This window comes from Pseudomonas sp. LBUM1643 (genome assembly GCF_059716215.1).
In genome coordinates this window covers 2,955,188-2,981,940 of the sequence record NZ_CP166813.1, presented here as the reverse complement: position 1 = coordinate 2,981,940, position 26,753 = coordinate 2,955,188, and the positions used below count along the sequence as shown (strand labels likewise).

Here is a 26,753-nt window from a genome sequence, read left to right as displayed (position 1 = left end):
AACCGCTGCAGGTATCGCCTGCAGCGGCCACTGTAACTGTCATTCAGGCACTGCGCGAGCAGGCCGGACGATCACGCACTCAACGAATAAATCAGCGCCGAAATCGCCACCAGACCTACCGCCGTCACGAACACATTGGAAGCCTGCCCACGGTACCGCGCCATCGCCGGAACCTTGCGGATCGCGTACATCGGCATCAGGAACAGAATCGCCGCAATGATCGGCCCGCCAAGGGTTTCGATCATCCCCAAAATACTGGGATTGAGCGTTGCAACGATCCAGCACACGACCAACATGAACGCAGCGGTCATACGATCCAGAGTCTTGGGCGCCGGACGCTTGCCGCTTTTCACGATCAGGCCCTTGAGACCTTCACTGGCACCAATGTAATGCCCCAGGAACGACTTCGAAATGGCCACAAAGGCAATCAACGGCGCTGCAAAGGCGATGGTCGGATTGCTGAAATGGTTAGCCAGATACGAAAGGATCGACAGGTTCTGCGCCTTCGCTTCTGCCAGCTGCGCCGGTGACAAGGTCAACACACAGCTGAAGACGAAGAACAGCACCATGACCACCATCAACGCATGGGCACGCGACAGGATCTGCGAGCTGCGCTCTTCGGCATGTGCACCGTAGCGGCGCTTCTGATCCACGGCGAACGCCGAGATGATCGGCGAATGGTTGAACGAGAACACCATTACCGGAATGGCCAGCCACAGCGTGTGCAACAGCGCCGACGGCTCAGGCAGCGTCGACGCGGTGGTCAGGATGCCGCCATTCCAGTGCGGAATGAGGAACACTGCCAGGAACAGCAACGCAACGATAAACGGATAGACCATCAGGCTCATCGCCTTGACGATGACCTGTTCACCGCAGCGCACCACGGCCAGCAGGCCAAGAATCAGCACCAACGACAACACGGCGCGAGGTGGCGGCATGATGTGCAGTTGATGCTCGAGGAAACTGCCCACGGTGTTGGTCAGGGCCACGCTGTAGATCAACAGGATCGGGAAGATCGCGAAGAAGTACAGCAATGTAATAAGCGCGCCAGCCTTGATGCCGAAGTGCTCTTCAACCACTTCGGTGATGTCGGCACCTTCACGCCCGGACAACACGAAGCGGGTCAGGCCACGGTGCGCATAAAACGTCATCGGGAACGCCAGCACCGCAAGCACCAGCAACGGCCAGAAACCGCCCAGCCCTGCGTTGATGGGCAAAAACAACGTACCGGCACCAATGGCAGTGCCAAACAGGCCCAGCATCCAGGTGGTGTCATGGCGATTCCAGCCTTCGAGGCTGGTGGGTTTCGCCGCTACATAGCGTTCGTCGACGCTATTGGCCTGATCATTCATCCGGTGGGATCTCCGCATTCCGGTCAGTTGCTACCCGGTCAGGACGAGTCGGAAAAATCCGACAGGCAGCGCCCTGGCCGAAACAGGGGCGCGATTGTCCGGGATTAATGAACAGAAGCAAAGACTTAGCTGAGGAGTGGTTGTACGGATCAGATGATGTACGCGAAATTACCCGCCTACAGAGCCTTATTGCCTTAAAGACGACCCGTCATTCCCCGCTTGATAAAGGTCCGCCATCATGTATTTTGATTTGACTGACAATTGACTGGAGTCATCCCATGCCACTGGTTCGCGTCGACATCAAAAAAAATCAGGACCCCACCTTCGCCAAACGTGTTGGTCAGCAGATTTATGCCGCGATGCGTAGCGCCATATCTGTGCCGGAGAACGATAATTTTCAGGTCCTGAACGAACACGACGAAGATCATTTCATTTTCGATCCGCAGTACCTGGGCATCCACCGCACCGACAATCTGGTGATGATCCAGATCACCCTGAGTGAAGGCCGTTCCGACGACCTGAAAAAGCTTCTCTACAAGACCATCGTCGACAACCTTAATACCGAGCTGGCGGTGCGCCGGGAGGATGTATTCATTAATCTGGTGGAAGTGAAGAAAGAAAACTGGTCATTCGGTAACGGAATTGCCCAGTACGCCCTCTGATTCCCCACCTCTATAGCCGTGAGCCGCCAATGCCCCGTGTTTCCCGCAAACAAGCTGATCTCAACCGCGAAATCATCGTCGATTCCGCCACGCGCCTGTTCCGTGAGCGGGGACTGCACGGAATCAGCGTCATCGATGTCATGGCCGCTGCAAGCCTGACCCATGGCGGCTTTTATGGCCATTTCGAGTCCAAGGAAGCCTTGGCGCGGGAGGCCAGTGGTCGCGCATTCCAGCAATCGGGTGAACGTTGGCAAGCCAGCATCGCTGAGAGTGCGGATAACGACACTGCCCGCCGCGCCGTTATTGAGCCTTATTTGTCAACCGCCAGTCGTGACAACCCGGGTGACAGCTGCCCAGTGGTGGCCTTTGCCGGGGACATGTGCCACGAAGCCGTCGATAGCGGATTGCGTAAGACATTCAATGAAGGACTCAACCAATTGCTACAAATTTTTGGCTCGTTGCAGGAAACCGGCGACGACGCTCAGGATCGACAGCAGGCGCTAGTGCAGTATTCGTTAATGGTGGGGGCACTCACCCTGGCCCGAGCCACTCGGGGCGAACCGTTATCCGATGAAATTCTCGAGGCAGCACGGTGTTTTCTGAGCCAGGCTTGAAGCACTCTTCAAGCAACATGATCTATCACTTTATATAAGTAGGAATAGCCCTACAGACAAAACATATAAAATCAATACAGCGCATTACTTTAAACATAAACACTTAATTGTAACAAGCAGCCATCCGCTATTGAGCAACTCGTCTTCTCGGACTATATTTTTTCGCCTTGAATGTTTACGCCTAAAAAGCAGCAATCAATCAATCTGAGAAGGCGATAGTTCCATGCATAAAAAAACGATGACGTTCAAATGCCTGCTTCTCGCGGCACTGTTATGTCCACTCGGCAGCTTTGCACAACAAGCGCCCGCCACGGCTGATATTCGGGACCTGGCCTACTCTCCTCGATGGCTGACCACTAAGGTGTATATCGAGGGCGCGCCCCAGACGGACGTGAAAGCCAATTATCCAGGCGTGGTTGGAATATCGACGTGGGACCCGGATCGCAATCGCTATGAGTTTTTTTACACTGACACAGGAAAATCAAAGTACGACAATGGAGGTGGCGGGTACTTCTTTATCACCGGCGATCATAAAACCCACGTGTTGGTACCCGATGTCGGGCCGACCAAGACAGTGGTCAGGCGGCTGGAAACACTGAATAAAAATGAGTTTACTTACTCTCGCGAAGTGCCCCGCGACATGGTAGAAAACAACCCGCTTGTGCGCATCCATGTCGTTCATGCTCCTTACACTGGAACAGTAGAAACAACTTCCGCACTTAAGCCGGGCACAGCTGCCACTTATTAAACAAATTGATCGTCTTTAGAGTATTTTCCCTCACGGGTCTCACCCCGAATTGTAACTTCATCTGAACAACCTCCTGCCAAATTCAAACATGGAGATTCACCGTGCAGAAAACAATCAGAACATTGCTGGTATCTACGCTCATTGTTTCTTCGGCCTTCTGCGGTGCGGTTAATGCCCAGACCACCACAAACTCCGCCGCTAAAAATGCCGCAGCAACGCCAGAAAATGCGGTCATGCTGACTGTTTTTTTAAAACATGATCAATCGAGACCCCTGGGCGAACTCAAAGCTCAGCTTGCCCGACAAGGCTTCTATAAGACATTCCCTCCCGCGGGAGTCGAGGTTGTCAGCTGGAACATCATGATGGGCATCGGCCAAGTCGTCACACTGCGACTTCCAGCCTCTCGTTTGGCAGAAGTAAACCTTGCGCTCGAAAATACGGCGTGGGGAACCTACAGAACCGAGTTCTACCCGACCTATGATTTCAAAGCCATCGCACTGGCGGAACAAAACAAGGCTAACCAGTCGCTAACAACCCAGTGACACTAAAGCAGCACACTGCATTTGCAGTGTGCTGCGCCATGACGTCGAAACCCTTGCAGGTACCTGAGTCGTAAATTTGCTTCTTGCGCGAAGCAGGCCAGACTGAAAAACACCGATGAGGCGATAACCACCATTGCCAAGTGGTTCTGTAATCAGCACTCTGAAACGACGTATGACGCCCGACACGCCTACGACCACAGGAGCATAGTAATGCCCGCAACCGTTCTGATACTGGTTGAAACCATCAATGACTACCTGCCGATTCTCGAACACCAGGGCTTTCACCTGATTCTGGCCCCGACACCTGCCGAACGCGCAGCAGCCATCACCCGCCACGGTGCTCAAATCGACGCAGTCCTGACCCGTGGCCCGCTGGGTTTATACGCCGATGAAATTGCCGCACTGCCGGCTCTCAAGATCATCTGCGTGATCGGCGCCGGTTATGAACACGTCGACCTGCAAGCCGCTGCTGACCGGGGCATCACCGTTACCAACGGCGCCGGGGTCAACGCCTCCTCGGTTGCCGACCACGCCATGGCCATGCTGCTGTCGCTGGTACGCGATATCCCCCGCTGTGATTCTGCAGTGCGCCGGGGCGAGTGGCCGAAGATCATGCGCCCTTCCCTGGCAGGCAAACACCTGGGCATTCTCGGCCTCGGTGCCGTCGGCATGGCCATCGCCAAACGCGCCGCCCTTGGCTTCGACATGACGGTGAGCTATCACAACCGGCAACACCGCAAAGACGTGCCTTACGATTTTTGCTCCACCCCAACCGAGCTGGCACGCGCATCGGACTTCCTGGTGGTCGCGACACCCGGCGGCATAGGCACCCGGCACCTAATTAACAGGCAAGTGCTCGATGCATTGGGCCCGAACGGCTTTATCGTCAATATTGCCCGTGCCAGTGTCTTTGCAACCGCAGACCTGATCAGCGCCCTTGAACAACGCAGGATCGCCGGTGCAGCGCTGGACGTCTTCGACAATGAACCCCACGTCCCGGATGCCCTGAAAGCCCTGGCCAATGTGATCCTCACGCCGCATGTCGCCGGGCTGTCTCCGGAAGCCACTCAAGGCACCGTGGAATTGGTGGGTCGCAATCTGGTGGCGTTCTTCTCGGGCGAGCCCGTGCTGACGCCGATCAACCTGCCGACGGCCCTGAGCAGCGCGGTGCTGTAAGCGCAATTCAAACAGATGTATCAAAAACAATGATCGCCCGGCAACACGCTCACCTATAAGGGCGGTTGGTGGTTGTGAGTGCCGGGGGTGCGCATTAGATTAGCCACTAGTTTCAGGCCCACCAGAATAAGCAGAAGGGATAAGCATGGCGCTTACTGACCAGTCCACCCGTACTCGCACCGGCGAAGAACTCGATGCCAGCCTTATCGACCCCTACCTCAAGGCCCACATTCCTGGCTTGAGCGGCTTGCCTCGTATCAGCCAGTTCCCGGGTGGCGCTTCAAACCTCACCTACCTACTGGAATACCCCGAGCAGGAGTTTGTCCTGCGTCGGCCACCTTTTGGCCACAAGGCCAAGTCCGCGCATGACATGGGCCGCGAGTTTCGCATTCTCAATCAGCTGCGTGACGGCTTCCCGTACTGTCCCAAAGCCTACGTGCACTGCACCGACGAATCGTTGATCGGTTCCGAGTTCTATGTGATGGAACGGGTCAAGGGCATTATCCTGCGTTCTGAACTGCCCCCGGAACTGGGACTGGATGCCGCGAATACCGAAACCCTGTGCAAGAGCTTCATCGACAAGTTCGTCGAGCTGCACCAGGTCGACTACAAGGCCTATGGCCTGGGTGATCTCGGCAAACCCGAAGGGTACGTGGCGCGGCAGATCCGCGGCTGGAGCGATCGCTACGAAAAAGCCCTCACCCCGGATGCCCCTCAGTGGGAAGTGGTGAAAGCCTGGCTTAATGACAAGATGCCCGCCGATCACCCAACGTCGAGCATCGTTCACAACGACTACCGCTTTGACAACGTAATCCTCGACCCGAACAACCCGATGCAGATCATCGGTGTGCTCGACTGGGAACTGACCACTCTCGGCGACCCGCTGATGGACCTGGGCAATACCCTCGCCTACTGGATCGAAGCCAGTGATCCCGCACCGGTCCAACTGATGCGCCGTCAACCGAGCCATGCGCCCGGCATGCTCACGCGCCGCGAGTTCGTCGACTACTACGCCGAGCGTGCAGGCATCCAGATCGACAATTTCGATTTCTACTACACCTACGGCCTGTTTCGCCTGGCCGGTATCGTTCAACAGATCTACTACCGCTTCTACCATGGTCAGACCCAGGACAAACGCTTCGCGCAGTTCATTCACATGAACAAACTGCTGGAGCAGATGAGCTTGCAGGTCATCCAGAAATCCAGCCTTTGATAACGCTTCAGGCCCAATAACAAGACTTTTTACAAGGGAATTCCATGTCCAAGACTCAGTTGTTCGACCTCGATGGCAAGATCGCTTTCGTCTCCGGCGCCAGCCGCGGTATCGGTGAAGCCATCGCCAAACTGCTGGCCCAGCAAGGTGCCCACGTGATCGTCTCGAGCCGTAAGCTCGACGGTTGCCAACACGTCGCCGACGCGATCATCGCCGCGGGCGGCAAAGCCACTGCGGTCGCTTGCCACATCGGCGAAATGGAGCAGATCAGCCAGGTCTTCGCCGGTATCAAGGAACAGTTCGGTCGTCTCGATATTCTGGTCAACAATGCCGCGACCAATCCGCAATTCTGCAACGTATTGGACACTGACCTCAGCGCCTTCCAGAAAACCGTCGACGTGAACATTCGCGGCTACTTCTTCATGTCGGTGGAAGCCGGCAAGCTGATGCGCGAGAACGGCGGCGGCAGCATCATCAACGTCGCGTCGATCAATGGCGTTTCACCGGGTGTGTTCCAGGGCATTTATTCGGTGACCAAGGCCGCCGTGATCAACATGACCAAGGTCTTCGCCAAGGAATGCGCGCAATTCGGCATCCGCTGCAATGCGCTGCTGCCGGGTCTGACCGACACCAAGTTTGCGTCTGCATTGGTGAAAAACGAGGCCATTCTCAATACCGCGCTGCAGCAGATCCCCCTGAAGCGTGTGGCCGATCCGAGTGAAATGGCGGGGGCGGTGCTGTACCTGGCAAGCGATGCTTCCAGCTACACCACGGGCGTATCGCTGAACGTCGACGGCGGCTTCCTGTCCTGATCCTGACGCGTACACCGCTGTCGTTTTAACGCGTACGCCGGTTGTTTTTAGCGCGTAAGCCGGTTGTTTTAGACGCATACCCCGATGGTTGTTTTGACGCATACCCCTGTAGGAGCTGCCGCAGGCTGCGATCTTTTGATCTTCAACGACAAACAAGATCAAAAGATCGCAGCCTGCGGCAGCTCCTACAGGGGTATGCGTTTAAACAGGAGATGCCATTCAACCGTGGATGCATTCGAACAACAAATGCATTCCAACACGTGGCTGCACTCCAACTACAAATGCATTCCAACACGTGGATGCACTCCAACAACAAATGTATTCCAACCGTTTACTGAGTAATGCAGCGCGTCAATTCGGTCTGACGCGTCACCTGCCCATCACCGCGCATATCACCCTGCACCTCAGTGCTTTGTGCTGTTTCACAGGTGCGTTCAAGCGGCGGTGGCGGCGCGGGAGGTGGCGGTGGTGGCGGACTGGAACAACCCGCCAAAATCAGTGCGCAAAGGACAAGCGACAGCGGCGAAGAAATACGTTTTCCAAGACTGTTCATAGGCTGACCCGCGGTAAGTAATCGACACTTTCCGCGACACGACGACAACACCGCGAAGTCGCGGACCGGTCACAGAAAATAATACCCTCGCTTTCCTTATAGCCTAGCCAGCGCTCAATGCCAGTAAATGGCCACTTTGTGACTACAAAGGGCCGAGTTGATGCAGATTGTTACTTTCAAGCTCGTAGCGCAGTTCTTCTATCAGCGCCGCCACCGCATTGGGCGTTCTGAGGTTGTGCAGGCTCAATCCACTGACCACCAGGTCCACCTGGCCTGATGCGGGATGGTAAAGCTTCACGGTTAACGAGTTGTCACCCGTCAAACTGCAATCACAGGCCAACGGCGAAAAACTCCGCTCCAGTTCGATACGCAATTGCACTAGAGAAATCATAAGAGTTCACCTCGGCAGCGGCGCAACATTGACCGGCGTACGGCTGTGTTCGTTGTCAATACTGCGGTTCCTTCAGCTGGTTCACAAGAACGCGACCCGGGTCGTGAGCACCCATGTCACATCCATACAGGCTACGAGCAGCGGCTCTCCCACGACACGTCCATTTGCACCCCCTCGAGTAGTGCATTTGCACCCTATCGCTGTCCTTTGGTTCTCCATTCACCCGAAAACAACCCACGCTCCCTCGCCCAGACAATCGCCTCACTCCGGCTGTGCACATTGAGCTTCGAATAGATGGTCGATACGTGATTGCGCACCGTGTTGGGCGCCAGTTTCAGTCGCGCAGCAATCTCCTTGTCAGCCAGGCCTTCGCAGATCAACTCCAGCACATCACGCTCGCGCGCCGTCAGATCAGTAAAAGACGCACTGAGGAGTTTCGGCGAATTGACGCTTTTCACATTGGCAAGCTTCTCGATCAGCGTGCGACTGAACCATGAGGCGTCTTTCATCACTTCTTCGATCGCCGCCACCAGCTCCAACTCGGTGCGTTTGCGCTCGGTGATGTCCATCATCACCAGCAGGTAGCAAGGGTTGTCCTGGATGTTCACGGTGTCAGCCGACACGGCGCAGTCGATCAGCTCGGCGTTTTTCTTACGCAGGCTGACATCGATGCGGTCCAGGCTGGCCGATTTCTCCAAGGCGGCAAACAGGCGTGCCTGAGCGCCCTTTTCATGGATAAAGCCGATTTCCGAGAGGGTCTTGCCCAGCACTTCTTCACTGGGATAAGCGAACGTGTCGAGGAAGGCTTCATTGATATCCATCACCACCTGATCGCTGGCGCCGCACACCAGGATCGGTACCGGAGTCAGGCGAAAAGCCTTGGCGAACCGCTCTTCACTTTGACGCAGCGCTACCTCGACCTTGCGCCGGGGTTCCATATCGACAAAGGAAAACAGCATGCAGTCCTCTTCGTTGAAATCCAGCGGCTGTCCGGCAACGATTACCTGTTTGCTACCGCCCTCAGGGAGTTTCAATTCAGCCTGCATTTGCGGAATGGTCGCGTGTTCACGCAATCGTGCGATGGCCAGGTCCTTCTTTTCGGCACCCTCCAGGATATCCAGCTCATAGGTCGAAGCACCGATCACTTGATCGCGGGTGTAACCGGTCATCTCCAAAAAGCCCGAGTTGACCTTGATATAACGCAAATCGCTGAGACGGCAGATCACTGCCGGCGCAGGATTGGCATGGAAAGTCTTTTCGAACCGCTGTTCGGCGCTGGCCCATTCCGTCACATCGTCCATGATCAGCACCAGCGACTCAGGGTCGCCGGCACTGTCGGTCAGCACCATGCTGCGCACGTTGTGTACCCAGACGCGTTCTTCGTCGTTGACCGGGGTCACTTCAACCAGCACGTCACCGAAGGTCTCGCCACGCGCAACGCGGTTGATCGGGTAGTTTTCGACGGCGACCGGGTGGTTATTGCGATAGCGCAAGGCAAAACGCTTGGCGTACTCCGTGGAATCGGCGCCCAGATCGCTGATGCTGCCCACACCATGCATGGTCAGTGCAGCTTCGTTCGCCCATAGGATGGTCTGGTCAAGCTCCAGCAGGATCACGCCATCAGACAGGCCGGCGATGATCTGCTGCAATTGGCGGCGATTGGTTTCGGTGGTCAGGACGTCCTGGCTCATTGGATCTCCACTTATGTGTCTGCACCGACTTGCGGTGCTCAGTGAAGATGTCGACCTCAGCGACTTGCGATAGTGCAGCGAACATTCCCAGGATAAACGGCTTCCCTGTGGCGAGGGAGCTTGCTCCCGCTGGGGTGCGAAGCAGCCCCCTGCATTTTCTTAGTAAAAGGTAAATTACGACTGCTTCGCAGCCGAGCGGGAGCGAGCTCCCTCGCCACAGTATTTGTGTTGTGTGGGGCTCACGTACGCTCCTGCAACACCAACTCCCGCAAGGTATCCAGAAACAGCTTCAGCACTGGCGATTCATCGTCGGCGCGGTACGTGGCGTACAACGGCACTTCCGGCAATGCCGGCGTCAACCGACGAAACACCAGTCCTGCGGGCGCCAACTGCTCAATAGACGCAGGCAACAGCGCCACGCCGAACCCGGCACGCACCAGGCTGAGCAGCGTTTGTACCTCGATCACCTGCTGGCGAATCTGCGGGGTGAACCCGGCCTTGATGCAGCACTGATACAGAAAATCCGCAAACCTCGACTGCTTGAGCTCCAATGCCACGAAGGGTTCGGTTGCCAGGTCCATCGGCGCCAAAACCTCCCGCGCCGCCAAGGGATGGTCAGCGGGCATTACCACGCGAATCGGCTCATAGATCAGCAGCTCATTGCGCAGCAACGGGTCGTCGTAACCCACACGAAACACGCAGGCATCAATGCGCTTTTCCTTCAGCGCCTTGACCTGCGCCGCTGGCGTCATCTCATGCAGGCGCCAGTTGACCTGCGGATAGCGCTCGCGAAACAGGTGCAACGCACGAGGCAATACGCCGACCATGACCGAACTGATCATGCCGATCTCCAGCTCTCCCAATTGCCCGCGACCAGTCTGACGCGTCAGGTCGAGGGCGCGGTTCAGTTGTTCGAACACCAGCGGCGCCTGTTCCTTGAGCATTTGTCCGGCCGCCGTCAACTCGACCCGGTGGTGACTGCGCTCGAACAACGGTGTACCGAGTTCATCCTCCAACAAACGAATCTGCTGACTCAACGGCGGCTGGCAAATGTGCAACCGCGTGGCCGCCCGACCGAAATGCAGCTCTTCGGCCAGCGCCATGAAATAGCGCAACAGTCGCAGGTCCATGGCGGTTTATCCCAAGGTCAGAGGCGTCGAACGCTGACGCACGCCGGTCAGGCGGAACAAGGCGTTGGCGATCGCCGGCGCCACCGATGGGCTGCCCAATTCACCGACGCCACCGGGCTTGCTCGGCTCACCGTCCATCACCAGGATGTCCACCGCCGGCATGTCGGACATGCGCGTCACCCGGTAGTCATGGAAGTTGCTCTGCACCACCCTGCCCTGTTTGATGTCCATGCGGTCGAATAGCGCGTGGCCGAGCCCCCACATCAGACCGCCGTAGATTTGCTCTTCGACGCCTCCCGGTGACACTGCCAGGCCGCAATCGACCACGCAGGTCAGCTTCTCCACGCGAGCCACGCCGTCCTTTTTCGACACCCGCGCGACCACGGCAATAAAACTGGTGTAACCCTGGTTGGTGGCGATACCGAGCGCCGTACCTTCCGGCAACGACTGCCCCCAACCGGCACGCTCGGCGGCACTTTTCAGCACCGCGACATGCCGTGGCCGCTCTTGCATGTGGGCGAGCCTGAAGGTCAGCGGATCCTGCCCGGCACCATGGGCCAGCTCATCCATGAAGCTTTCGACGGCGAAAACATTCGGGATGAAACTCACCGAACGATACCAGCCGCTGGGCACCTGGCTTTCGTGCTTGACCCACACCAGATCGAGGTTCGCCGGACGGTACGCAAAGTCCCACGCGGTGATGGCCTCGGTGGTGCTGTAGTCCATGTGATCGGGGCGCTCGAAATAGCCCGGTTCCCACTGTTCCGGCGACGCGGGCGACACCGCCTCAAGTCGCAACGCCGTCAAATGCCCCTGGGCATCCAGCGCGCCTTTGGCTCGATGCAAGGTAGCCGGGTGCATGAACAGCGAGCGCATTTCATCTTCGCGACTGTTCATCAACTTCACCGGCACCTTCGCCTGTTGCGCAAGGTAAGCCACTTCGAACAACCAGTACTTGGCCTCTCGCGCACCGAAACTGCCACCGGACACCAACTCGTTGATCGTGACCTTGTCCTTGTGGATGTTGCACACGGTGTGCGCTGCTTCCAATGCCGAAGACGGCACCTGCACGCCACCCCAATAGGTGATCCCGTCGTTCTGAACCTGTGCGGTGATGCACACCGGCTCCAACGGGTTTTGCACTTTGTAGGGCATGCGGTAATCGGCTTCGAGCAGCTTCGCCGCCGTCGGCCATTGAGCATCGATATCGCCGGCCTTCATGGCAGACACCCGCTGCGCGTGCGTGTCATCGAGGGCCAACGCTTGTGCGGCAGCCAGTTCATCACTGTCGAACCTGGCCAACGGAGAATCGCTCCACTGCACCTTGAGCACCGCACGCCCCTGCTGCGCGGCCCAGTAGTTCTCGGCCAACACCGCAACGCCTTCCTGATTGCCGCCCAACACATCCGGCCGCCCTGGAATCGCGATCACTTTATGCACGCCCGGCACCTGCATCGCTGCCGCCGAATCCACCGACACCACCTTCGCGCCGACCACCGGCGTGCGCTCGATCACGGCCACCAGCATCTCGGGCAACACCACATCAATGCTGTACTTGAATCGCCCGCAAACCTTCGCCGCGGCATCACGTTTATGCCGCAGTTTGCCGATGTAATTGAACTGCGCCGGGTCCTTCAGGGTGACGTGGGTCGGGGCGGACAAATGCGCGGCGACCCCGACCAGTTCGCCATAACCGAGCCGGCGCTGGCTGGCGCTGTGAACCACGCAACCTTCTTGCGTGGTGCAACTGTCAGGGTTGACCTTCCACTGTTTTGCGGCAGCGCTGATCAGCAGCGCCCGAGCCGTGGCTCCGGCCATGCGCAAGCGATCGTACTCCAGAGAAACGCTGGTACTGCCGCCGGTGGAGAAGACTTTCCAGACCGGGTGAATGTAGGTGTCGAAGAACGGATTCTCCGGGGTAATTACCTGCACGGTCATCGGATTGACGTCCAGTTCCTCCGCCACGCAGGCCGCCAATGCCGTCTGGGTGCCGGTCCCGGAATCGTGCTTGTGCACCACCAGTTTCACCGTGCCATCGGGCAACACCCGAACCCAGGCGTTCGGCTCGAATGTGGCGGCAGGTGCTGGCGCTTTCGGGTCGCTGGCCGCCGTGCCTGAAGGCAGGTAAAACGCGATGGCCAGACCGGCAGCAACGGTTGCGGTTTGCTTGAGAAAAAGTCTGCGGGGCAACTCACCTTGAGTGAAGCTCATCACGCCTCCTTCGGCGCATTGGCGGCGCGCTTGATGGCTTTGTTGATCCGTCCATAGGTGCCGCAACGGCACAGGTTGCCGGACATTGCGTTGCGGATCGAATCATCGGTGACCGCCGTCCCGGTGTTGAGCAACGCTGCCGCCGACATGATCTGACCGGATTGACAGTAACCGCATTGCGGGACATCTTCGGCAACCCAGGCCAGTTGCAGCGGATGCTGTTCGGTCGCTGACAAGCCTTCGATGGTGGTGATGCTGTGCCCCGCCACGGCGGCGACCGGCAGTTGGCACGAACGCACCGCGACACCGTCAAGGTGCACGGTGCAGGCACCGCACAGGCCCATGCCGCAACCGAACTTGGTGCCCGTGAGTTTCAAGTGGTCACGCAATACCCATAACAAGGGCATGGAGGGCGACGTCTCTACCAGCTCGCGTCGTTCGCCGTTTACCGTGAATTCGATCATTGTCAGGCTCCAAGAGAGCGGCCCGTCTTTGTGCAGGCCTGGTGATCGATTATTGGAAGCCTGCGCAACATCGGGCCAGCGACGATTTCTGCCACGTTGTGTAAGTAGGACTAACAGCATGTACAAGCGATACCCGTCGGTGCAGTCCATGAGTGCATTCATTCAGGCCGCCCGCAGCGGCAGTTTCTCCAGCGCCGCGCGCAAACTCGACCTGACCCACAGCGCCATCAGCCAGCAAATCCGCTCCCTGGAAGACTTCATCGGCCAGCCCCTGTTCGTGCGCGAAGGCGGCGGCAGCAACCTGACCGACGCCGGCCAACTGTTCGCCAGCGTGTTGTCCGATGGACTGGCACAGATCGACCGGGCACTGTCCTCGGTGAAAAACCGCAGCGTGGCGCAACGGCTGACCCTGGATGTCGACAGCGAACTGGCCCAGAGCTGGCTCAATCCGCGCCTGCCGCAGCTGCTGGGACTCTTGCCCGACCACGAGGTGGTGCTGCTGTCGATGCCGCGCTCGGATCGCAGCTCGTTCGAACGGGTGGACCTGGCGTTGCGCTACGGGTATGGCGATTGGGAGGACTGCGAGATGACGCAGATCTGTGGCGACAGCGTCAGTGCCGTGGCCTCGCCGGCACTGCTTGAGCGGCATGGTGTGCAAGTTCCGATCACGCCGGCCCAGATCCTGCAATTGCCACTGCTGGGGTACACACGCAGGTCATGGATTCCATGGCTGGACGCCGCCGGAATGACCCCGACCGAACCGGCGGCACGAGTGGTTTTCGATAATGCGGCAAACCTGATTGCGGCGGCCGAGGCTGGCGTCGGTGCGGGTCTGGTTCGGGGATTACTGGCGGCGGATGCACTGCGCAGCGGGCGACTGGTGGCGCTGAACGAGGCGCAAATTCCGGCGCATTACAACCTGTATGCGGTGTGGCCGCTCGGGCATGGAGAGCGGGTGGCGCCGGTGGTTGAGGCGATCAAACAGTTGGCTCAGCGAACACTGGTGTGACGCCATCGCGAGCAGGCTCGCTCCTACAGTTGGAATGCATTTCCCTGTAGGAGTGAGCCTGCTCGCGATAGGGCCGGCAAAACCACCACAAAACCCTGCCCCATATCGAACACATATCAACCCCTCGCCCAATTAATATTGTACGAACCCCTACCCCCCTTCCAATACTCCTCCCCAAGCAGCCAGCGTCCCGAGCCGGATGCGACCAGGCGAGGGAATGCGTGAGTCATTGCGCATAGAAATGGCCGATTGCCCGGGATGCGACTGCTGTGAACCGCAAGGTTCCCTTCCCCGCTATCAGGAGATCGACTTCAATGATCATCGATATCAGCTGCTATCCCACCGACCTGGTGGACCTCGCCTGGAGGCATGACGGTGACCCGTTCACCGGCGAGCGTCTGCTGGAGATGATGGATGGCCCGTACATGGTCAACGGCAAACCTCGCCGCATCGACAAAGCCTTCATCCAGCCGCCACAGGGCAACACCATTTACACCTGGACCGACGGTGACCTCACCGGTCGCGAGTCCATCGACGCCTACATGGCCTACACCCTGAAAATGGTCCAGACCTACCCGGACCGCTTCATCGGCTGTTTTGTCTACAACCCGCGTTGCGGCGTCGAGAACGGCGTCGAAGCCATCGAGCGCTACGTCAAGGAACACGGTTTCAAGATGGTTCAGATGCAGGCCAACATGCATGCCTACCGTCCTGACCGGGCGCTGGACTGGGTCCGTCCGTGCTTCGAGAAATGTGCCGAGCTGGGGATCCCGGTCAAGCTGCACACCGGTGACGGGCCCTACAGCATCCCGTCGGAATGGGTGCCGATGATCAAGGAGTTCCCCAACGTCGATTTCATCATGGCCCACTTCGGCGTGCAGACCGGTGGCGTCTACGTCTTCGAACCGATGCAATGGGCGATGGAGCTGCCCAACGTCTACTGCGAATCGGGCTGGTGCCTGCAATCGCGGATCGTCGAGTTTGCCAAGGTCCTGCCCACCCACAAGATCCTCTTTGGCACCGATACCCCGCCGAACGAACCGGGCATGTGGTTGCGTCTGCTGGAAGTGCTCTGCCACGAGCCGCCACAGGGTTTGAACCTCGACGAAGACACCCTCGAGGAGTATCTGGGCAACAACACCGCCCGGATGATTGGCCTCGAACCGACCCCGCCGCCACGTTCCGTTTCCGAAGCAGAGGCGCAGCTCAAGCGCCCCGTCACCACTCAACTGGCCAGGAGCTGAACCGATGATTATCGACACCCATCTGCACCCCACCAACCTGGTCGACGAGGCCTGGCGCCACACCGGCGAACCCTTCACCGGCGAGCGCATGCTCAAGCTGATGGACGGCCCGTACATGATCAACGGCAAACCCCGGCGCATCGACATGGGCTTCATCCAGCCGCCACCGGGCAACACCGGTTATCGCGACGGCAACCGCCGGGGCCGCGAGGGCGTGCGTGACTACATGTCCTACGTCGCCGAACTGTGCGTGAAATACCCGGACCGCTTCATCGGTAACTTCAACTTCAACCCGCGCTGGGGACCGGAAAACGGTGCGGCGGAGCTGGAATTCCACATCAAGGAATACGGCTTCAAGATGCTCAAGCTGCACGCCAACATGCACGGCTACCGCCCGGACCGCGCCCTGGACTGGCTGCGCCCGGCGATGAAAGTCTGCGCCAAGTACAACATCGTGGTGCTGATCCACACCGGTGACGGCCCGTACACCATTCCGACGATGTTCTATCCGATCATCCGCGAGTTCCCGATGGTCAACTTCATCATCGGTCACTTCGGTATCCAGACCGGTGGCAACTATTCGTTCGAAGCGTTCTGGATGGCCATGGACACGCCGAACGTGTACTGCGAATCCGGCTGGTGCTTCCAGTCGCGAATCGTCGAATTCGCCAAGGACCTGCCACGCAACAAGATCGTTTTCGGCACCGACTCACCGCCGAACGAACCGGGGATGTGGCTGCGTGAACTGGAGGTGCTGTGCTCGCCAGCGCCACAGGGTTTGGGCATCGATGAAGATCACCTCGAGGATTACCTGGGCAACAACATCGCCCGGTTGTGCGGCATCGAACCAACGCCGCCACCCAAGGACCTGATCGAGGCGGACATCCGACTGACCACGACTTACCTTTAGTTAACTCATAACCCTGGTCGATGAAGGATTGGGTATGAGGAAATCCTGTGGCGAGGGGATTTATCCCCGTTGGGTCGCGAAGCGTCCCTAAAACCAGCAAACGCGTTGTATCAGGTCGACCGCGTTTACCGGTATTACGACTGCTTCGCAGCCGAACGGGGATAAATCCCCTCGCCACAAAGGCCCACAGGTCCATAGATCCATAGATCCATAGGTCCACAGGTCCACAGGTCCACAGGTCCACAGCCTCCCAGGCAACAGTGCAACAACACAGCGACTTTACAGGCGCGAAGATGAATCGGCGTTCGATCGACCGGCGGGCCAACGGCTTGTCGATCGAGCGTCGCCCTCAACCCTGCGCGCCTGCTTTTTACGAGGTGAAAGCATGACCCTCTCTACGCTCGGCGATACCCAGGACTTTCACGCATTCATCGACGCCTATCGCCGGCAGTATCCGGACGATGTGCTGACCATTTCTGAAACGCTTTCTGCCGATCAGGATGTCACCGCCCTGGTCGATGCCCTGGCCGCACAGGGCCGCGATCCGCTGCTGATCTGCGAAAACGTCAGCACCCTCGGCGTTCCGGTCGCCACCAACCTGTTCGCCTCCCGGACCCGCATCGCCCGTCTCTTCGGCGTGAATCCGGCGCAATTGCACGAAACCTTCCAGGCCCGCGCCAACCATCCGATCCCGCCGCGCTACGTTGAAACCGGCCCGGTACTGGACGAAATCTTCGAGGGCGAAGCGGTGGACCTGGCGCTGCTGCCGATGCTCAAGCACTTCGACAGCGACCGCGGTCCGTACATCACCAACGCCATCATCATTGCCGAAGACCCGGTCAGCGGCATTGCCAACATGAGCTACCACCGCTCGATGCGCCACGCCCGTCAGGCCCTCGCCACCAGCCTGCATTCCCGGGGCCACCTTTGGCGCATGCTGCAAACCGCCCGGGAACGCGGCGAGGAGTTACGCGTTGCCATGGTCGTCGGCGCCCATCCCCTGTTCATGCTGGCCGCTGCTGCGCGGTTGCCGTTTGGCAGCGATGAGCGCGCGGTCGCTGGCGGCCTGTTTGGCGCACCGCTGGAACTGGTCAAGACCCCGCGTTACGGCATTGGTGTACCGGCCTACGCAGAGTTCGTACTGGAAGGCGCCATCGATCCTGCGGCCTACGCCGAAGAAGGTCCGTTCGGGGAATTCAGCGGCTATTCTTCTGACCGCTCGACCAACAACGTGCTGCGCGTCGACACCCTGATGCGGCGTAAGGATGCCTGGCTGGTGGACGTGGTGGGCGGCCGTTACGCCGAACACCTGACCCTTGCGCGGCTGCCCCGGGAAGCGGAGATGAGCGAAAAACTCAAGGCGCGCTTCCCCGCAGTCACCGCCGTGCACTACCCCAATTCCGGCACCCACTTCCATTGCTATGTCGCACTGGACCAGAGCCGTGACGGCGAGGCCCGGCAGATCATGCTGGCGTTGCTGGGGTGGGACCCGTACCTGAAAACCGTGATCGCGGTGGACAGCGACATCGACATTACCGACGACAGTCAGGTGCTGTGGGCGCTGGCCACACACTTCCAGCCCCACCAGGACATCTTCGTCATCGACGGTTTGCCCGGCAGCCCGCTGGACCCCTCATCCTCGGTCAACGGCACCACCTCGCGCATGGGCCTGGATGCCACCCGCGGTTCCGGGTTCGACGGAATAAAGGCACAACTGGATCAGGACGTGGTTGAACGCGCACGCAACCTGCTCGCGAGCTACCCATCATGAATCGCCAGCGCATCGTCGTCGGCATCAGTGGCGCGTCCGGGTTCATTTACGGTGTGCGCCTGCTGGAGTTGTTGGCGGAGTTGAATGTCGAGAGCCACTTGATCATCAGCCGCGCCGCACTGCTGACCATGGCCCATGAAACCGACTACAAACTGGCGGACGTCACCGCCCTGGCGAGTCATTACCACCGTGCTGACGATGTCGCGGCCGGGATTGCCAGCGGTTCATTCCGCTGCCTGGGCATGGTCGTGGCGCCGTGCTCGATGCGCACCCTGGCGGAAATTGCCACCGGCACGTCATCGGGCCTGATCGGCCGCGCTGCCGACGTGACGCTGAAGGAACGTCGCACCCTGGTGCTGATGGCCCGGGAAACCCCGCTGACCCTCGCGCACCTGCGCAACATGACCGCCGTTACCGAGATGGGCGGGATCATCGCCCCGCCTGTTCCGGCCTTTTACGCCCGCCCGCAAAACCTTGCACAAATGGTCGATCACAGCCTTGGCCGTGTTCTCGACCTGTTTGGCCTCGACGCCGGCACCGCACTGCGCTGGCGAGATCCATCAGTCACACAAATCCCCTGTGGGAGCCAGCCTGCTGGCGATGGCGGTAAATCAGTCGCCATCGTCGCTGAATGACCCACCGCCATCGCCAGCAGGCTAGCTCCCACAATTGATCGCATTTCGGCAAAACACAGGTAAGGAGCTCTACATGAACACCCCCTTCAACGCCCCAACCCCCAACACCAAGATCCCCGTGACCATCCTCACCGGCTTTCTCGGCGCCGGTAAAACCACCCTGCTCAACTACATCCTCAAGGAAAACCACGGCCGAAAAATTGCCGTAATCGAGAACGAATTCGGCGAAGTCGGCATCGACGGCGACCTGGTGCTCAGCTCCGAAACCGAAGAAATCTACGAGATGGTCAACGGCTGCGTGTGCTGTACCGCCGAGGTGCGCGAGGACCTGGTGCGTATCGTCCGCGAGTTGGTGGCGCGGCCTGTGCGGCTGGACCATATCCTGATCGAAACCAGCGGTCTGGCCGATCCGTACCCGGTGGCGCAAAGCTTCTTCATCAACGACCCGATTGCCGATGAAGTGGAGCTGGATGCGATTGTGACCATGGTCGATGCCAAACACATCGCCCAACACCTGGAAGACTTGAAGCTCGATGGCGTGGACAACCAGGCCGTGGACCAGATCGTTTGCGCCGACCGGATCGTCATCAACAAAGTCGATCTGGTCAGCGCCGCCGAAGTGGCTGCGCTGAGTGAAAAAATCCGGGGTTTGAACGCGACGGCGGAGCTGGTGACCTCCAGCTACGCCGAGATCGACCTGACGAAAATCCTCGGCATCGGCGCCTTCGAATCCACGCAAAAACTCATGGAAATCGGCTCGGAGCATGACCACCACGCCGAAGAACATCATCACGATCTGGATCATGACCACGACCCGAGTGTTTCGTCGGTCGGGATCGCCGTCGACGGAGCCGTGAACCTCGGCGCGTTCCACCGCTGGATCAGCGAACTGCGCACCGAGCAGGCCGACAATCTCTACCGCATGAAAGGTGTGCTGGCGGTCAAGGATCAGGATCAGCGCTATGTACTGCAAGGGGTGCACAGCCTGGTCGAGTTCCGCGCATCGACCTCGTGGGGCACCGAACCGCGCTCCAGCAAAATTGTATTCATCGGCCGCGACCTGGACCGCGCGGCGTTGAACCAGGGCTTTGCCGCCTGCCTGGCAGGCTGAACAAAGGCATCGGAGCCGGTGGATGGCGGGTCCGGGCACATGAGTACGAATGATCGGTGCTGATCAATCAAACGTGGCACTCACCCTGTGGCGAGGGAGCTTGCTCCCGCTGGGCCTCGAAGAGGCCCCATAAAGGAAGGGCCTGCTGCGCAGTCCAGCGGGAGCAAGCTCCCTCGCCACAGGGTACGCATCATCTGCCGTGTTTTTTGATTGCCGGGCATCAGAACGAATACCCCTCTCTACAGCATAAAAACAGCAAGAGGTGTTTCTCCATGTCGTCAGCCAACACAACAACCCCCCTCCATCCGGTAGACCAGGTTCTGCCGATCCGACAAATGCTCACCCTCGGCCTGCAACACATGGCCGTCTCGTACATCGGCGCCATCGCCGTGCCGTTGATCGTCGCCAGCGCCTTGAAAATGTCCCAGGCGGACACCGTGGTCTTGATCAGCACCACGCTGTTTTGTTCGGGCATCGCCACCTTGTTGCAAACCGTAGGTTTCTGGAAATTCGGCGTGCGCCTGCCGATCCTTCAGGGCGTTGCGTTCAGCAGCGTTGGCCCGGTCATCGCCATCGGCAGCAACCCGGAGGTGGGATTTGCCGGGGTCTGCGGAGCGGTGATCGGCGCGGGGATTTTCACCATGCTGGTCGCGCCTTTCGTGGGGCGATTGCGGCGGTACTTTCCGCCGGTGGTCACCGGGTGCATCGTCACCGTAATCGGCTTGCAGCTGTTTCCGATTGCCTATGAGTGGGTCGGCGGCGGGCGCCATGCCAGCGATTTCGGCGCACCGGCGTACCTTGCCGTGGCCGCCGTGGTGTTGCTGACCATTCTGCTGGTCAACCGCTATGGCAGCCCGATGCTGCGCAACATGGCGGTGCTGGTGGGCATGCTGGTGGGGGCCGCGCTGGCCTATGGACTGGGCATGGGCAGTTTCAGCAGCGTGCAGGAATCACCCTGGCTCACCGTGCCCTACCCCTTCTACTTCGGCCTGCCGACCTTCAGCCTGATCCCGATCGCCACCATGGTGGTGGTGATGATCGTGCAGATGGTCGAATCCATGGGGTTGTTCGTCGCGATCGGCGACATCGTCGATAAACCCGTGGAAGACAAACAGGTGATCAACGGCCTGCGCGCCAACGGCCTGGCGAGCACCATCGCCGGCATGTTCGCGGCGTTCCCGTTCATTGCCTTCATGGAAAACGTCGGCCTGGTGATTCTTACCGGCGTGCGCAGTCGCTGGGTGGTGGCGATCAGCGGGTTGCTGATGTGTTCCGTGGCGCTGGTGCCAAAGGCCGGGGCGATCATCGCTTCAATGCCGACCGCGGCTCTCGGCGGCGCCGGGATCGCAATGTTTGGTGTGGTCGCCGCAGCCGGTATCCAGACCCTGGCCAAGGTCGACTACGAACGCAATCGCTACAACGTGCTGATTGTCGGTTTCACCATCGCTGCCGCCCTGGTGCCGGTGCTGGCCCCGGCCTTGTTCAAGCAACTTCCTGAGTGGAGCCAGCCGTTCCTGCACAGCAGTGTCGTGATCGCCTGCCTGGTGTCGGTGCTGCTCAACGCCTCGCTCAACGGCGTCAGCGTTCCTGACAGCGCCGCCACCAAACCCGCCTCCCACAGCCTTTGACTGGAGAAGCCCCATGACTCAACTGCAAAATATCCTGATCAAAAACCCGCTGGCGGTGATGACCGGCCTGCGGGGAGCGCGTGCCCGGGCCGGCAACGTCGACATCCGCGTGGTCAACGGGCGCATCGCCGAGATGGCCACCGGACTGGAGGCGCAACCCGGCGAGCGCGTCATCGACGCCCGACACTGCCTGGTGTATCCGGGCTGGATCAACACTCACCATCACCTGTTCCAGAACCTCCTGAAAGCCGTGCCTGAAGGCTTGAACGAAGACCTGCAAGGCTGGTTGGCGAGTGTGCCCTACCCGCGTCTCAACCGTTTCACGCCACAGTTGTCACGCATCGCCGCACGGTTGGGCATGGCCGAATTGTTGCTCTCGGGGGTGACGACCTGCGCCGATCACCATTACCTCTATCACGCCCACGGCACCACCGAGACCGGGGACCTGCTGTTCGACATGGCCGACGAATTCGGCCTGCGATTTGTCCTGTGCCGCGGCGGTGCGCTGGAGTCCGCCAGCGCCCACCCGGGGTTCTCGAAAACCGCACTGCAACCGGAGACGCTGGACCAGATGGTCGGCGACATCGAGCGACTCAAATCGACGTATCACCAGGACATCCCGGACGCAATGCGCCGGGTCGTGGTAGCCCCCACCACGCCGACTTTTTCGCTGCCACCGACCTTGCTGCGGGAACTGGCGCACACTGCACGAGGCCTCGGCCTGAGGTTGCACACGCACCTGTCGGAGACGCAGAACTACGTGAATTTCTGCCGGGAAAAATACAACTGCCTGCCTGTGGAATTCGTCGCCGAACACGAATGGCTCGGCCCCGACGTCTGGTTCGCCCACGCCGTGCACCTGCAGCCCGGCGAAATTCGCATGCTGGCGCAAACCGGCACCGGTGTTTCCCACTGCCCGGTGAGCAATGCGCGGTTGGGCAGCGGGATCGCGCCGATCCCACAGATGGTCGAAGCCGGCGTGCCCGTTTCCCTGGGCGTGGACGGCGTGGCGTCGAACGAGTCCGGGAGCATGGTCGGCGAAGCCAACACTGCATGGCTGATTCATCGGGCGGAACAAGGGGCTTCGGCGACCACGGCAGAAGACGTCATCCACTGGGGCACGGCCGGCGGCGCGCAGGTGCTGGGACTCGGTGCGGTGGGCACGCTGGAGATCGGGCAAGCGGCGGACCTGGTGATCTATGGCCTGGACCACCCACGCTTCTTCGGCTTCCACGACATCGCCGTCGCACCCGTGGTCGCAGGCGAACCGATTGCCGTGCGCTACAGCCTGGTCGGTGGACGAGTCGTGGTGGATGACGGCGTGATCCCGGGCCTGGACCTCGAGCGCATGCGCGCCGAAGCCTGGGAAGGCGTGCAGCAATTGATGTACGTCGACGACTAATCCACTGTGCCCCTGTTCTGCACCCTGTAGGACCTGCAGGACCTGTAGGAGCTGTCGAGTGAAACGAGGCTGCGATCTTTTGACTTTGGCTTTTAAAAACAACATCAAAAGATCGCAGCCTCGTTTCACTCGACAGCTCCTACAGGGGTTTTGTACCGCGCTAATCGATGCCCGTTACGGTGATCTTCAAGCGGCCAGTTGCCCTTTCGCAATCGCCGCAGAAGCCGCCAGCATCGCCCGCAACAACACCGCACACCCGGCTGCCAGATCATCCGGTGCGGCATTTTCTATTTCGTTATGGCTGATCCCGCCTTCACAGGGCACGAAGATCATTCCCGCCGGCCCCAATTCAGCCAGGAAGATCGCGTCGTGTCCCGCTCCACTGACAATATCCATGTGCGACAAGCCCAGCCCTTGGGCCGCATTGCGTACCGCTTCGACACACCCCTGGTCGAAGTACAGCGGCGGAAAATCCGCCGTCGGTGTGAGTTCGAAGGTCAGGCCATGCTGCTCGCAGGTGGTCTCGATGATCTCGCGGACTTCGGCAATCATCGAATCCAGACGGGCCGGCTCCAGATGCCGGAAGTCCAGGGTCATGCGCACTTCACCGGGGATCACGTTGCGCGAGCCGGGATACGCCTGCAGGCACCCGACCGTGCCGCAGGCGTGAGGTTGATGGCCGAGCGCGGCGCGGTTGACGGCGCCGACGATGATGGATGCGCCGACCAGAGCATCCTTGCGCAGGTGCATCGGGGTCGGACCGGCGTGGGCTTCGACGCCACGCAATTTCAGGTCGAACCACTTTTGCCCGAGGGCGCCCATGACCACGCCGATAGTTTTGCGTTCGTCTTCAAGGATCGGACCTTGCTCGATGTGCGCTTCAAAATATGCACCCACCGCGTGCCCGCTGACCTTGCGCGGGCCGGCGTAGCCGATGGCATTAAGCGCTTCGCCGACCGTTACGCCCTCGGCATCGACCTTGGCCAGGGTTTCTTCAAGGGTGAATTTTTCCGCGAACACGCCGGACCCCATCATGCACGGGGCAAAGCGCGAGCCTTCTTCATTGGTCCAGACCACCACTTCCAGCGGTGCTTCGGTTTCCACGCCGAGATCGTTGAGTGTGCGCAGCACTTCGACGCCGGCCAATACGCCGAAGCAGCCGTCGAACTTGCCACCGGTGGGCTGGGTGTCAATGTGACTGCCGGTCATCACCGGGGGAAGATCGGGATTCCGGCCGGGGCGGCGGGCAAAAATATTGCCGACGGCATCAATGCTGACGGTGCAGCCAGCCTCTTCGCACCACCGGACGAAAATGTCCCGGGCCTGGCGGTCGAGGTCGGTCAGCGCCAGGCGACAGACGCCGCCCTTGACCGTGGCGCCGAGCCGGGCCAGTTCCATGAGCGACTGCCACAGGCGGTCGCGGTCGATGTGCTGATGGGTGGACTGCAGAACGTCTACAGCAGCGTTCATGGTGATCTCCTCAGTTTATCTTCTGATAGTTCTCGAATGCGCTGGAGGGCCTCATCGCGAGCAGGCTCACTCCTACAAGTGAAACGCGTATGACCTGTAGGAGTGAGCCTGCTCGCGATGAGGCCTGTACCTACACCGCAGATTTCGCAATAGACGGACTGGGCCGCAACGAGCACAACCCGTAATAAATCAAGCCGCCCAGTGCCGAGCCGGTGAACCAGCCATAGCTGTAGAACCAGCTGAACGCATCACTGCCCAGCGACAGCAGCGTCAACACCACGGGCACGCCAAATGCGATAAAGCCGTTCCAGTTCCACGCGGGGTACACGTCATCGCGGTACAAACCTGCCAGGTCCAGTTGCTGTTTCTTGATCAGGAAATAGTCGACCACCATGATCCCGGCAATCGGTCCCAGCAGGCTGGAATAGCCCAGCAGCCAGTTGGAATACACCGTCTCAAGGCTCACGTCAGACACAATCAAACCGAGCTTTTTCAGCAGTTCATGCGCCATCAGCAACAACCCGACCAACCCTGTCAGCATGACTGCCTTGGTGCGATTGATCACCTTCGGCGCGATGTTCTGGAAGTCGTTGGTGGGCGAGACGATGTTGGCCGCCGTGTTGGTGGACAGCGTGGCGATGATGATCAGCGCCATGGCCAGCGCAACCCAGACCGGGCTCTGGATATGACCGATCAAGGTCACCGGATCAGACACCGTGACACCCACCAGCTTTACCGATGCAGCGGTCATCACCACACCCAATGAGGCAAACAGGAACATGGTCAGTGGCAAACCGATAATCTGCCCGACGATCTGGTCCTTCTGGCTTTTCGCGTAGCGGCTGAAGTCCGGAATGTTCAGCGACAGCGTGGCCCAGAAGCCGACCATCGCGGTCAGCCCGGCGGCGAAGTAACTGACCACGCTCGCCCCTTCCGGACGTTTGGCCGGGATCGCCATCAGCTCGGTCATCGACACGTTCGGCATCGCCCACACCAGCAGCCCTGCGCCCACCAGTACCAACAACGGTGCGGACAGGGTTTCCAGCCATTTGATGGACTCGGCACCGCGAATCACTACCCACAGGTTCAGCGCCCAAAAAACCATGAAACCGATGACTTCACCGGTGCCACCGAGGGATTTCCAGCCCTCGAACACCGATCCCAGAAACAGGTGGATCGCCAGCCCGCCGAACATTGTCTGGATGCCGAACCAGCCACACGCCACCAGCGCCCGGATCAGGCAGGGAACGTTGGAGCCGAGGATGCCGAAAGAGGAACGCAGTAACACTGGAAACGGGATGCCGTATTTGGTGCCGGGGAACGCGTTAAGCGTCAGCGGTATGAGGACAATGATGTTGGCAAACAGAATCGCCAGCAGCGCCTCCCCCACGCTCAATCCGAAATAGGCGGTGAGCACACCACCGAGGGTGTACGTGGGCACGCAGATAGACATGCCGACCCACAGCGCGGTGATGTGCCATTTGTTCCAGGTTCGTTCGCGCACCTTGGTCGGTGCCATGTCGTGGTTGTAACGGGGACTGTCGAGGACATCGCTGCCGGCTTCTAGCTCAAACAAGCCGTCGCGCTCGGTCACTTGCGATCTGATCTGTTGCATGGCCGCTCCACTGTTCTTTTGATTATTTTTGCTCATCAGGGGCTGGCGACATCAATAAACATGCCGATTGCCCCGCTTGCGCATCGGGCAGATCCATAAAAAAACGGTAACTAACTGAAGTTCATCAGTTTTATTCAAACAACTCTTGAGTCCTCGGTAACAGGTCTGTTCACTCAGGCCGAATGCCAGGCAAGTTGTCCGAACAGTCAGGACTCAATCTGGTGCATCAAACTTTTTTCGCGTGTTGCGCATTAACCATAGACCCTTCTCAAGCAGCTGATTTCACATAGGAAATCTCGTCTATTTTTTGAACCTGTCAAGTGCGTCAAAATGGTGAGGGACGGTACCATTTTGGTGATTTTCGATTTAATCCATTATTTTTCAATAAGTTAAAACTGT

At 59.3% G+C, this 26,753-nt stretch carries 23 protein-coding genes; 15 read left to right on the top strand and 8 right to left on the bottom strand.

Translation table 11 applies throughout. From position 1 onward, the window contains the following. Positions 1–71: 71 nt before the first annotated feature. Positions 72–1,352, bottom strand: a complete 1,281-nt coding sequence (locus ACA063_RS13490; protein ID WP_497666271.1) for a serine/threonine transporter — start codon at positions 1,350–1,352, stop codon at positions 72–74. 278 nt (positions 1,353–1,630) lie between these two features. Here ACA063_RS13490 and ACA063_RS13485 point away from each other — a divergent pair, with 278 nt between their 5' ends. The 7 genes from ACA063_RS13485 to ACA063_RS13455 all read left to right on the top strand — a co-directional run bounded on the left by ACA063_RS13485 (position 1,631) and on the right by ACA063_RS13455 (position 7,119). Beyond that, a complete protein-coding gene (locus ACA063_RS13485; protein ID WP_497666270.1) occupies positions 1,631–2,014 on the top strand; it encodes a tautomerase family protein in 384 nt (127 codons plus the stop codon). 29 nt (positions 2,015–2,043) lie between these two features. Next, positions 2,044–2,628, top strand: coding sequence for a TetR/AcrR family transcriptional regulator (locus tag ACA063_RS13480; RefSeq protein ID WP_497666269.1), 585 nt, complete (start codon positions 2,044–2,046; stop codon positions 2,626–2,628). A 223-nt stretch (positions 2,629–2,851) separates the two neighbouring features. Beyond that, positions 2,852–3,376, top strand: a complete 525-nt coding sequence (locus ACA063_RS13475) for a DUF4822 domain-containing protein (protein ID WP_497666268.1) — start codon at positions 2,852–2,854, stop codon at positions 3,374–3,376. A 101-nt stretch (positions 3,377–3,477) separates the two neighbouring features. Further along, positions 3,478–3,918, top strand: a complete 441-nt coding sequence (locus ACA063_RS13470; RefSeq protein ID WP_497666267.1) for a hypothetical protein — start codon at positions 3,478–3,480, stop codon at positions 3,916–3,918. Positions 3,919–4,128: 210 nt separating this feature from the next. Then, positions 4,129–5,094, top strand: coding sequence for a 2-hydroxyacid dehydrogenase (locus ACA063_RS13465; protein WP_497666266.1), 966 nt, complete (start codon positions 4,129–4,131; stop codon positions 5,092–5,094). Between the two features lie 145 nt (positions 5,095–5,239). Further along, on the top strand, positions 5,240–6,307 hold the full coding sequence (locus ACA063_RS13460; protein ID WP_497666265.1) for a phosphotransferase family protein: 1,068 nt from the start codon (positions 5,240–5,242) through the stop codon (positions 6,305–6,307). Positions 6,308–6,351: 44 nt separating this feature from the next. Beyond that, positions 6,352–7,119, top strand: a complete 768-nt coding sequence (locus tag ACA063_RS13455; RefSeq protein ID WP_218437474.1) for an SDR family oxidoreductase — start codon at positions 6,352–6,354, stop codon at positions 7,117–7,119. A 695-nt stretch (positions 7,120–7,814) separates the two neighbouring features. Here ACA063_RS13455 and ACA063_RS13450 read toward each other — a convergent pair. The 5 genes from ACA063_RS13450 to ACA063_RS13430 form a co-directional block, all read right to left on the bottom strand. Then, a complete protein-coding gene (locus ACA063_RS13450; protein ID WP_497666264.1) occupies positions 7,815–8,063 on the bottom strand; it encodes a DUF1652 domain-containing protein in 249 nt (82 codons plus the stop codon). Between the two features lie 194 nt (positions 8,064–8,257). Further along, entirely contained in the window at positions 8,258–9,754 is a 1,497-nt protein-coding gene (locus ACA063_RS13445) for a PAS domain S-box protein (RefSeq protein WP_497666263.1), read from the bottom strand. A gap of 239 nt (positions 9,755–9,993) precedes the next feature. Further along, on the bottom strand, positions 9,994–10,884 hold the full coding sequence (locus ACA063_RS13440; protein ID WP_497666262.1) for a LysR substrate-binding domain-containing protein: 891 nt from the start codon (positions 10,882–10,884) through the stop codon (positions 9,994–9,996). Positions 10,885–10,890: 6 nt separating this feature from the next. Beyond that, positions 10,891–13,095, bottom strand: coding sequence for a xanthine dehydrogenase family protein molybdopterin-binding subunit (locus tag ACA063_RS13435; protein WP_497666261.1), 2,205 nt, complete (start codon positions 13,093–13,095; stop codon positions 10,891–10,893). Continuing rightward, entirely contained in the window at positions 13,095–13,559 is a 465-nt protein-coding gene (locus tag ACA063_RS13430; RefSeq protein WP_497666260.1) for a (2Fe-2S)-binding protein, read from the bottom strand. Before ACA063_RS13430 ends, ACA063_RS13435 begins: the two co-directional genes overlap by 1 nt. Before the next feature lie 118 nt (positions 13,560–13,677). Between ACA063_RS13430 and ACA063_RS13425 the strand changes: the two genes are divergently transcribed. The 8 genes from ACA063_RS13425 to ACA063_RS13390 all read left to right on the top strand — a co-directional run bounded on the left by ACA063_RS13425 (position 13,678) and on the right by ACA063_RS13390 (position 23,269). Beyond that, positions 13,678–14,568 carry a LysR substrate-binding domain-containing protein gene (locus ACA063_RS13425; RefSeq protein WP_497666259.1) on the top strand — a complete coding sequence of 297 codons (891 nt, stop codon included), beginning with the start codon at positions 13,678–13,680 and terminating at the stop codon, positions 14,566–14,568. Between the two features lie 314 nt (positions 14,569–14,882). Next, the gene (locus ACA063_RS13420) at positions 14,883–15,812 is read left to right on the top strand and encodes an amidohydrolase family protein (RefSeq protein ID WP_042559644.1); all 930 of its coding nucleotides are present in this window, start codon (positions 14,883–14,885) and stop codon (positions 15,810–15,812) included. Between the two features lie 4 nt (positions 15,813–15,816). Continuing rightward, positions 15,817–16,722 (top strand): amidohydrolase family protein, encoded by a 906-nt coding sequence (locus ACA063_RS13415; protein ID WP_053158646.1) that lies wholly within the window; start codon positions 15,817–15,819, stop codon positions 16,720–16,722. A 385-nt stretch (positions 16,723–17,107) separates the two neighbouring features. Further along, positions 17,108–18,493 carry a UbiD family decarboxylase gene (locus ACA063_RS13410; RefSeq protein ID WP_497666258.1) on the top strand — a complete coding sequence of 462 codons (1,386 nt, stop codon included), beginning with the start codon at positions 17,108–17,110 and terminating at the stop codon, positions 18,491–18,493. Then, positions 18,490–19,128 (top strand): UbiX family flavin prenyltransferase, encoded by a 639-nt coding sequence (locus tag ACA063_RS13405; RefSeq protein WP_497666257.1) that lies wholly within the window; start codon positions 18,490–18,492, stop codon positions 19,126–19,128. Before ACA063_RS13410 ends, ACA063_RS13405 begins: the two co-directional genes overlap by 4 nt. A gap of 73 nt (positions 19,129–19,201) precedes the next feature. Further along, complete coding sequence (locus ACA063_RS13400) at positions 19,202–20,239, top strand: CobW family GTP-binding protein (protein WP_497666256.1); 1,038 nt, start codon at positions 19,202–19,204, stop codon at positions 20,237–20,239. A gap of 272 nt (positions 20,240–20,511) precedes the next feature. After that, a complete protein-coding gene (locus tag ACA063_RS13395; RefSeq protein ID WP_497666255.1) occupies positions 20,512–21,867 on the top strand; it encodes a nucleobase:cation symporter-2 family protein in 1,356 nt (451 codons plus the stop codon). Positions 21,868–21,880: 13 nt separating this feature from the next. Continuing rightward, on the top strand, positions 21,881–23,269 hold the full coding sequence (locus ACA063_RS13390) for an amidohydrolase family protein (RefSeq protein WP_497666254.1): 1,389 nt from the start codon (positions 21,881–21,883) through the stop codon (positions 23,267–23,269). A 186-nt stretch (positions 23,270–23,455) separates the two neighbouring features. On the opposite strand, the gene ACA063_RS13385 is transcribed toward ACA063_RS13390, so the two are convergent. Together ACA063_RS13385 and ACA063_RS13380 are read right to left on the bottom strand one after the other, a co-directional pair. Further along, the gene (locus tag ACA063_RS13385; RefSeq protein ID WP_497666253.1) at positions 23,456–24,739 is read right to left on the bottom strand and encodes a Zn-dependent hydrolase; all 1,284 of its coding nucleotides are present in this window, start codon (positions 24,737–24,739) and stop codon (positions 23,456–23,458) included. A 130-nt stretch (positions 24,740–24,869) separates the two neighbouring features. Continuing rightward, on the bottom strand, positions 24,870–26,354 hold the full coding sequence (locus ACA063_RS13380; RefSeq protein ID WP_497666252.1) for an NCS1 family nucleobase:cation symporter-1: 1,485 nt from the start codon (positions 26,352–26,354) through the stop codon (positions 24,870–24,872). Between the last annotated feature and the right edge of the window lie 399 nt (positions 26,355–26,753).